3 protein-coding genes and 1 pseudogene are annotated in these 4,969 nt (G+C 60.0%); 2 read left to right on the top strand and 2 right to left on the bottom strand.

Annotation, left to right across the window (positions count from 1 at the left end):
- Positions 1–377: 377 nt before the first annotated feature.
- Positions 378–839: an FHA domain-containing protein gene (locus ABX749_RS21605; RefSeq protein WP_145207048.1), complete on the bottom strand. Its 462-nt coding sequence runs from the start codon at positions 837–839 to the stop codon at positions 378–380.
- Between the two features lie 136 nt (positions 840–975).
- Between ABX749_RS21605 and ABX749_RS21600 the strand changes: the two genes are divergently transcribed.
- A complete protein-coding gene (locus ABX749_RS21600; RefSeq protein ID WP_372897805.1) occupies positions 976–2,061 on the top strand; it encodes a TIGR01212 family radical SAM protein in 1,086 nt (361 codons plus the stop codon).
- A 317-nt stretch (positions 2,062–2,378) separates the two neighbouring features.
- On the top strand, positions 2,379–4,373 hold the full coding sequence (locus ABX749_RS21595; RefSeq protein WP_372897804.1) for a TolC family protein: 1,995 nt from the start codon (positions 2,379–2,381) through the stop codon (positions 4,371–4,373).
- On the opposite strand, the pseudogene ABX749_RS21590 reads toward ABX749_RS21595, so the two are convergent.
- Positions 4,359–4,969 (bottom strand): annotated as a pseudogene (locus ABX749_RS21590) (hypothetical protein); the annotation flags it as partial. The gene ABX749_RS21595 and the pseudogene ABX749_RS21590 overlap by 15 nt on opposite strands.

Below are 4,969 nucleotides of genomic sequence, written 5' to 3'. Positions count from 1 at the left end.
TCCAGCTTGGAAACACCGTGAAAGACCGGAGGGCTCGCGCCCTGCCGCTAACACATACTGAAGGAGATAGCGGAACGGCGCAAGCCGTCCGGTTCCAGCTTGGAAACACCGTGAAAGACCGGAGGGCTCGCGCCCTGCCGCTAACACATACTGAAGGAGATAGCGGAACGGCGCGAGCCGTCCGGTTTCGGCTTGGAAACACTGTGCAAGACCGGAGGGCTCGCGCCCTGCCGCTAACAAAAGTCCCCCGCAGCCGCAAAGCGGCTGGCGGAAACGCGCGATGCCTGACGGCATCCGTAGAATCGCCTAAAGGCTGGACATCAACACGTGCCGTCAACTGAGCGTTCCCGCCTCCCATGTCGGCCAGCGATGCCGTTCTACTCGGGATCCTTGTTGCCGAACGGTCGCTTGGTGTCCCGTTTGCTGAGCCCGGCGCGGTCCATCAGCGAACTCCGCATCAATTCGTCCAAGTACTCGTCATCGGCCGGCGGGGGCCCGTAGGCGCCGAGCGTCTGCGGATCGTATTCGACCAAGTACTCATGGCGTGCGATCGACAACTTGCACTTCGGATCGAGCCGTTTGCGGATGACCGGTCGGCCGTCGACTTTCACACCGTTGCGGCTGTTCATGTCGCGGATGAACCAATAGCCGTGCTCCAGGGAGAGCCGGCAATGCTGGCCGGAGACATTATTGAATTTCAGCTGGACGTCGCATTCGGAGCGTCGGCCGATGGTCAAGCGATCTTTGATCAGCGGAATCGGGTCGCCGCCGCCGACGGGCGTCAACTGTCCGTAGGGGCCGGCAAAATCTAGGTCTTCGTCGTCGTCGTAATAATTCACCGTCGTCCTCGCGGGATGTGGCGGAACTGTCTGTCGCGGTAGACTGGTAGGGATCAGAACAAAACAAATGATAACGGGCGGGGTTCCCGCCACCTACTACTATCGATCCAGTACCATTGTTTGGCAACGGACTCCTTTGACAAATTCTCATTGTAACGATCGTTTGGCCTGGCAACGCGAAGGTCTACCCTTCAACGCGTTCGGCGCCGCCCTGCGTCGCCGGTTCGGCGGGCGGGTCCAGCGGGTCAGCATCGACGCCGGTTTCACCTGTCCCAACGTGGACGGCGCGGTCGCCCGCGGCGGTTGCAATTTCTGCGACAACCGCTCGTTCAGCCCCTCGCGACGGGTACGGCTGAAACGAGTCAGCGAGCAATTGGAGGGCGGCATCACCAGCGTTCGGCGGCGCTACAAGCAGGTGGCCGGTTTTTTAGCGTATTTCCAGCCCGCGACCAACACGTACGCCCCGGTCGACCAACTCGAAGAAGTCTTTCGGATGGCGCTCCGCTGGCACCCCGATATCGTCGGCCTGGCGATCGGAACCCGCCCCGATTGTGTTCCCGAGAGTGTCATCGAGTTGACTCGCCAACTGGCCCAAGAACACTATGTTTCGTTGGAGTTCGGGATGCAAACGATGCATCAGCCGGGACTCGACTGGATGAATCGCGCCCACACCCACGATCACCTGATCAATTCCATCGATCGCAGCCGCGGACAAGGCTTCGAGTGTTGCGTCCACATCATTCTGGGGATCCCCGGCGAAACCCACGAGATGATGATGCAGACCGCCGACGAAGTGGCACGACTCGGTTTCGACGCGATCAAACTGCACAACCTGTATGCCGTCCAAGGCACACCGCTGGGGGAAGAAGTGGCCAGCGGTAAAATTCAGATGATGCAACAGGACACTTACGTAAACACCGTCGTCGACTTTCTGGAACGCATCCCCCCCACAACGATCGTCGAACGAATCAGCGGTGATGCGCCACCCAAGTATCTGATCGCCCCTCAGTGGTGCCTGGAAAAGTCAACGTTGAAGCTTCAAATCGAGGCCGAATTCGCCCGCCGCGGCACCCGCCAGGGCTCTCTGTATCACGCACCGGCACTGTTGCCCGAGAACCGCCCGCGACCGGCCGACAACACGCCCGCATCGATCCGTTCCCAAATCGACGTCCGCGGCCGGTTGCCGGTGCTGAAGATGGAAGGGGCACCGAGCCAAACCTAGTGCTCCGGCCACTTTTATTTTTGACGAAGCACTCCAGCAATTTTACCGGGCTAACCATCGAAAATCATTCCCACCGATGGCAGCGACCGTCGTAACACGCACGAACGTACCGGCATGAACATCTGTCACAAAACGCTGCCGGGGCGACCGCAAACCGTGATCTGAGTGTTGGCTCGTGAAGTCCGCCATCGCGAGTGACCGAAAACCCTCAACATCGGAATCGTTGCCCTCCCCACACGGGCATTCCGTCAGGCGCCGCCGATCAATGATCGCGTGCCGAATGCGTTCACTTGCCCCACATGAACAGAATCAACGTGATGTTTTCACTTCGTCAAGGATTGACGATGTTCGGTCGTGCGCCCACCGCGCCGACTCTCAACAAGCAATGGAACGTGGACGTTTCGGCGCTCGCACGACTGTCGCTCGTCGCGATCACCGTCTCCTGTGCCCCCATCGATCTGACCGCGCAGTCCTCCCCAACGGCAGCGCCATCGGCTGCTTCGGTGACGACCGCTTCGGTAGCGAACGACCAAACGCTTCGACACGTCCATCAGCACCTCGAAACCGAAGGGGGTCATGCCGCCGACGCCACCTTCGACCCCGGCTGGTGGCAACCCCTGGTGTCGCAACCGATCCGCCCGGAAGTTCCCTCGGCGGCGCTGACCTTGGACGACACGTTGCTCCGTGCGTTGGAGCATTCCAGACAGATCCAAGTCTTTCGCGACTTGCCACTGATCCGCGAGACCACGATCATCGAGGCCGACGCCGCCTTCGACTGGACCGCGTTCACCGAGGCCCGCTGGGACGACACCACCGACCCGATCGGGAATTCATTGACGGCCGGTGGCGACGTCCGATTTTTCGAAGACCATCGTTTGAGCGCGCGGGCGGGTTTGCGTCGACGGACACGTTCCGGTGCCGACCTGGAACTGTATCAACGACTCGGGTTCCAAGACAACAACTCCCAGTTCTTCGTGCCCGATCCGCAAGGCACGGCGCGGTTGAACCTGTCCTTCACGCAACCGCTGATGCGTGGCCGCGGACGCCAGTACAACGAAAGCCTGGTGTTGCTGGCCCAGATTGACAAGAACGTCGCCGAAGATGAAGTCCAACGCCAACTTCAATCTCACCTGTTGGAAGTCGCCCGATCGTACTGGGCATTGCACCTCGAACGGGCGGTCTTGTACCAAAAGATCAACTCGTACATCCGCGGCAAAGACGTCTTTGACCGGTTGAACCAACGACGCGAAGTCGACGCCCGGCTGACGCAGATCATCAGTGCAGACGCGACACTGAAATCACGCGCCAGCGAACTGGTCCGCGCCCGCGCCGCGGTCAAGAACGCCGAGTCACGACTCCGATCACTCGTCAACGACCCGTCCCTTTGCGACGTCGAGATCATCCCGATCGACATGCCGGTTTTCGAAAGCCTGCCGGTCGAACTGGATGAATCGATCACCATCGCGTTCCAAAAACGACCGGAACTGCAACAAGCGATCAAGAACATCAAAGCGGCTTCGGTGCGTTTACAAATGGCCAAGCACGAACTGTTGCCGGAGCTGGATCTGGTCACCAATTTCTACCTGAGCGGTTTAGAAGGCGAGGGGCAAGCCTTCGACGCTTGGGCGAATCAGTTTGACACCGGACGCCCCAGCTACGGACTTGGACTGGAATACGAACTCCCAGTTTTTAACCGCGCCGCCAACGCGCGACATCGACGCCGGCAATTAGAAATCCGTCAACTCCGCAATCAGTACGCGACCACACTGGAAACCGTCCGATTCGAAGTCGAAGTCGCCGCCCGTGAATGCATGACTTCCCAGACCGAACTGTCGACCAAGCAGCACGCGATGCAGGCCCGCAACGCGCAACTCAATGCGTTGACCAAGCGATGGCAGCAGCTGCCCGGCGAAGACGTCACCGCCAGCTTGGCCCTGGAAAACTTGCTGATCGCCCAGGACGCACTGGCGGTCGCCGAATACGAATACCTGCAATCGCAACTGACCTTCAAACTGTCGATTTTCAACTTAAAACGCGCCACCGGAACGTTGATTCAATCCCGACCGATCGAGCTTTGTCCCACCGACTTGGCAACCGAACCTGTCACGCAAACGAATCAACGGCAACCGCACTCGGACAAACCGCTGCCGCAATCCGACACGCTCCCGTCGTACATCAGCCAGCTGCAGCCCGCTGAAACACAGGCTGCTGAAAGGCAGCCCGCCGAACCGCCGACATCCACCGTCCGCCGAGACGATTCCGACCACGTCGCTCACCCACAACCTTGGTATCGAATCTCAGGCATGCGCTGATGGGCGTCCCGCTGATTGAACAAACTGCCCGACGACACTGACGTCGAAAGGCCCGGCGACACGGCTGACGTCTGCCTGGTCGGCGACAAAGACCCGCACGTCACGGCGATCCAATCGATCCAAATCGACATCGCCGGCAAACCGCCATTCACGTTCCTGAGTCCAATCGTACGTCGTGCCGACGGATTGAAATCGGAACCGGTCTGTTTCTGCAATCGTCTTACGCAGTTCGGCGCTGCCGTAGATCACCGACTGGGCTCCCGCGGCGATGGCCGCCGACTTGCGGATCGCAACGCCATACGGCTCGTAATCCCAGCGGTGCAGATGCGGACGATAACTTCGCCGCGATAGCAACCGTTCGAGTGACTCCTCAGAAAAACAAACCACCGGCCAGGCCCGATCACTCGCGATCGCCGATCCGACCATGCGACGCATGCGAACGATTCGCTGCAAGAAATCCAACGGCGTGCGTTTGGTGATGGTTGCCAACGTGGTGTCGCCCAACAACAAACCGTCGCGGTGCTGTCGGTCGGTTTGTCCCGGCCAGGGACCTTGGCTGACCCGCGTGCAATGAACCAGCCACTGGCCACGCGTCG

The organism is Stieleria sp., from assembly GCF_041595215.1.
Classification (GTDB): domain Bacteria; phylum Planctomycetota; class Planctomycetia; order Pirellulales; family Pirellulaceae; genus Stieleria; species Stieleria magnilauensis.
This window is presented reverse-complemented; position numbering and strand designations above follow the sequence as displayed.

What these genes read in the sequence shown, in the direction of transcription:
- ABX749_RS21595 (WP_372897804.1), top strand. Translation starts at nt 2,379, where the DNA reads ATGTTTTCACTTCGTCAAGGATTGACGATGTTCGGTCGTGCGCCCACC.